This is a genomic window from Rhodococcus sp. P4_F5 (assembly GCF_056401315.1).
The window spans coordinates 1-3,975 of sequence record NZ_JBFUJP010000134.1; the positions used below are offsets into that span (position 1 = coordinate 1).

Consider the following 3,975-nt stretch of genomic DNA (forward strand, 5'->3'; position numbering starts at 1 on the left):
GACGCTACGACGGCTGTTCAGACGTCCGGCCGCCGACGCTACGACGGCTGTTCAGACGTCCGGCCGCCGCGGGACTACCGCCGCAGAAGACACGCAACCATGCCCTGGGCCGGACCCGTCTCCGCTGCCGTCGCCGCGCGCATCTCCTGCGACGCACAGGTCACCGCGATCTTCGTCGACCGAGAAGGCAACCCCCTCGACGTCGGCGTCACCACCCGCATCATCTCCCCGAAACTACGGAAAGCCCTGGTGGCCAGGGACTGCGGCTGCGCGTTCCCCGGCTGCGGCCGCCCCGCCGCGTGGACCGACGCCCACCACATTTGTCATTGGTCCAAGGGCGGACCGACCGCGCTGTCGAACCTCGTGCTGCTCTGCAAGAAGCACCACACGATCATCCACAAGAACCACTGGGCCGTGCAGATCGAATCGGATGGGTTCCCGTGGTTCACCCCACCCGCCTGGGTGGACCCGGCGCGAAGACCCCGGCCGGCTCACAACCGGCGCGTGATCCACGGGGCCTGACCAGGCACAGGCCTGAACACTCACCCACAACCAGACCGGTTGTGGCCGAGACCCACTCGGCCGCAACCGGTCTGCGCCGCGTCACGCGGCCGTCAGCACCAGTGGGCCGTCCGCCGTGATCGCGACCGTGTGCTCGCTGTGCGCCGCCCGTTCCCCGCCGAGCGTCCGCAGCGTCCACCCGTCCCGATCGTGTCGGTAGTCGTCGCTGCCGCCGCGGATGAGCATCGGTTCCAGTGCGAGCACCATTCCGGCACGCAGCTTCATGCCACGACCGGCCCTGCCCTCGTTCGGCACGTGCGGTTCCTCGTGCATGGCCCGGCCGATCCCGTGACCGCCGTGGTCCGCGAGCACGCCGTACCCCCGCGACCGGGCGAAGCTCCCGATGGCCTCGGCGATGTCGCCGATCCGGTTCCCCACCCGCGCGGCCTCGATACCCCGGGCCAGCGCCTCCTCGGTTGCCACGATAAGCCGCAGGTCCTCGGGATCGGCGGCGCCCACGACGAAGCTGACGGCCGAGTCGCCGCACCAGCCGTCGAGGTAGGCGCCGCAGTCCAGACTCACCAGGTCACCGTCGGCCAGCCGGTAGTCGGACGGGATCCCGTGTACCACAGCATCGTTCACGCTCGCACACACGACGCCGGGAAACGGGGTCGGGGCCCAGTCGGGGTGGTAGCCGAGGAAGGCGGGGGTTCCGCCGGCCGCCCGGATCACCGCCGCCGCGGCGGCATCGAGTTCGCTCACGCGGACCCCCACCTCCGCCACCCCCCGGGCCGCGGCCAACGCCTCCGCGACCACCCGGCCCGCGGCCCTCATCGAGCTCACCTCGCCCTCGGTCTTGATCTCGACCATCCGTTTCAGCGCCTTCCCGTCGACAACCATCAGACCAATAACTATACCGGTATTACTATAGGCAACTATGGTGCGCGTACCGCTCACGGCGGAGGAACTCGAACGGGGCCGACGACTCGGCGAACTGCTGCGCGAGGCCCGCGGCGGGGCCAGCATGGTCGAAGTCGCGCTCACCGCCGGGATCTCCGTCGAGACGCTGCGCAAGATCGAGACCGGCCGCATCGCGACACCGGCCTTCTTCACCATCGCCGCCGTGGCCGAGGTGCTCGGGCTGTCGCTGGACAGCGTGGCCGAGGCGCTCGCCGTGCCGTCGCCGGAGCGCGAAGCCGCATCCTGACGCGGACCGCCCACCGGACCTGACACAGTCAGCCCACAGGGTTCGCCCGTACCGTCAACGGGTCCCGCGAGCGTCGTGGGCGCAATCTCGGACAGGAGCGTGGATGACTTCGGTGCAGACAACAGGCGATCTGACCCCGGGGCCGTCGACCCTCACGCCGGCCACCACCGCGGCCGCCCCGGCACCCAGCCGTCTGCGCCTGCGCAGGCCGGACCTCCTCGCGGCGCTCGGGTTCACCGCGGTCGCGGTGTACGTCCTGGAACAGCAGTGGCGCTCACCGACCAGCGGCTACCTCGTCGGCAGCGGCCAGGACCAGCGAATGTGGGAATGGTTCTTCGCCGTCGCCGCACACTCGGTCACCCAGTTCCAGAATCCGCTCGGCACCGTACTGCAGAACTACCCGCAGGGCGTGAACCTGATGGCCAACACGGCCATGTTCGGCGTCAGCCTGCCGCTCGCACCAGTCACCCTGCTGTTCGGCCCGACGTTCACCTGGACGCTGGTCCTCACCGCCGGGCTCGCCGGCACCGCCTTCGCCTGGTACTGGCTGCTGTCCCGGTACGTCGTCGAGTCGACGGCGGCGGCGGTGATCGGCGGCCTGTTCTGCGGATTCGCCCCCGCGATGATCTCGCACGCCAACGGCCACCCCAACTTCGTCGCCATGGGCCTGCTGCCGCTGATCCTGGCCTGCGTGGTCGCCCTGGCCCGCGGCGCCGGCCCGCGCACCACGGTCCTGCTCGGCGTGCTGGTCGCGGCGCAGATCCTGCTCGGCGAGGAACCCCTGCTGATCCTCGCGATCGGCTTCGGCATCTTCACCGTGGCGTACCTCGCCGCACACCCCCGCCAGGCGCTGCCCACGATCCGGACCGCACTCAAACCCCTGCTGGTCGCCGCCGCGATCGCGCTCGCGATCACCGCGATCCCGCTGTGGTGGCAGTTCTTCGGGCCGCAGAGCTACGAGTTCATCGACCACGGGCCGATGGGCAACGACCTCAAGGCGCTGCTGCAGTTCCCCGCCCAGTCCGTCGGCGGACAACTCAGCCCGGGCCAGGACGTCGCCATCAACCCCACCGAGCACAACGCCTACTTCGGCTGGCCGCTGCTCGCGCTGGTCACCGGCGCCGCGGTCTGGCTGCGACGCTCGCCGACGGCCCGGGCGGCGGCGATCACCACCGCGGTCATGTGCCTGCTCTCCCTCGGTGCCGAGCTGACGGTCGGCCGCGGCAGCACCGGGATCGACCTGCCCTGGAGCTGGCTCGAGCGGGTGCCGCTGCTCGAGTCCGTGCTCGAGACGCGGTTCGCGATGGGCGCGATCCCCGCGATCGCGGTACTGCTGGCGCTGGCCACCGAGCGGGCCCTGCGGCAGCGGGCCGCCCTCGTGCCGTGGCTGCTGCTCCTGCTGGTCGCGCTGCTGCCCCTCACCCCGACGCCGCTGCCCTCCGTCGACCGGGCCCCGGCCCCGGAGTTCTTCGCCGACGGCACCTGGCGTGACTACGTCTCCTCCGGCTCGGTCGTCACCGTCCCGCTGCCCCGGCCCGAGGACGCCCGCGCCCTGACCTGGCAGATCGAAGCCGACTTCGGCTTCCCCCTGGCGGGCGGCTACTTCGTCGGCCCGGTCGGCCCCGAGAAGAAGGCCAAGTACGGACCCGACGACCGCCCGACCGCGCTGCTGCTGGCGCAGACCCAGAAGACCGGTGTGGTGCCCACGGTGACCGACGCGGAGCGCAGGCAGGCCGTCGCCGACCTGCGGTTCTGGCGGGCGGACGTGATGGTCCTGCCGCACGGCAGCAACGAGGCCGCGCTCCGTCAGACCGTCCAGCGGCTGCTCGGCGACCCCGGCCACCAGGCCGGCGACGTCTGGGTCTGGGACGTCCGCGGCCTGGTCGCCGGCACCCGGTGACCCCCGGCCTCCCCACCCCACCCGCTAGGGGAAGACATAGGGACAGGGGGATGTCCGACTGCCCCCTAATCGGCCCCTAACTTGCGGTCGATCCRTCGACTCCGGCCGTCGCCACTCGGTCCAATGGCCTCCGACACCAGCCGGTGTCGACCAACGATCACGTGACACGCAGGAGCGCCTATGTCCTTCTCCGCAATCTTCTCGGCCCTGATCTCGGCGATGCTCGGCGGCGACCTCGGCGCCGGCTCCACCGGCAATGCGGGCGGCGGCGCGACCGGCGGCGCCGGTGGCGGCGGCGGATTCAACTTCGACTCCTGATCTCGGCGGACGCGGGTCAGGGCCCGCTCCCTCGCATCGGCCCTGACCC

5 protein-coding genes are annotated in these 3,975 nt (G+C 71.4%); 4 read left to right on the forward strand and 1 reads right to left on the reverse strand.

Translation table 11 applies throughout. The features are described from left to right. Positions 1-522: HNH endonuclease signature motif containing protein (locus AC1DU4_RS26110; protein WP_477844849.1), on the forward strand; the 522-nt coding region annotated here is incomplete at its 5' end. 81 nt (positions 523-603) lie between these two features. Here the strand turns inward: AC1DU4_RS26110 and map are convergent. Then, a complete protein-coding gene (map, locus tag AC1DU4_RS26115; protein WP_477844856.1) occupies positions 604-1,371 on the reverse strand; it encodes a type I methionyl aminopeptidase in 768 nt (255 codons plus the stop codon). A 67-nt stretch (positions 1,372-1,438) separates the two neighbouring features. Between map and AC1DU4_RS26120 the strand changes: the two genes are divergently transcribed. The 3 genes from AC1DU4_RS26120 (at position 1,439) to AC1DU4_RS26130 (ending at position 3,926) form a co-directional block, all read left to right on the forward strand. Continuing rightward, complete coding sequence (locus AC1DU4_RS26120; protein ID WP_477844851.1) at positions 1,439-1,708, forward strand: helix-turn-helix domain-containing protein; 270 nt, start codon at positions 1,439-1,441, stop codon at positions 1,706-1,708. A 103-nt stretch (positions 1,709-1,811) separates the two neighbouring features. Continuing rightward, positions 1,812-3,608, forward strand: a complete 1,797-nt coding sequence (locus AC1DU4_RS26125; RefSeq protein ID WP_477844853.1) for a glycosyltransferase family protein — start codon at positions 1,812-1,814, stop codon at positions 3,606-3,608. A gap of 180 nt (positions 3,609-3,788) precedes the next feature. Next, positions 3,789-3,926, forward strand: coding sequence for a hypothetical protein (locus AC1DU4_RS26130; protein ID WP_169888241.1), 138 nt, complete (start codon positions 3,789-3,791; stop codon positions 3,924-3,926). Positions 3,927-3,975: the final 49 nt, after the last annotated feature.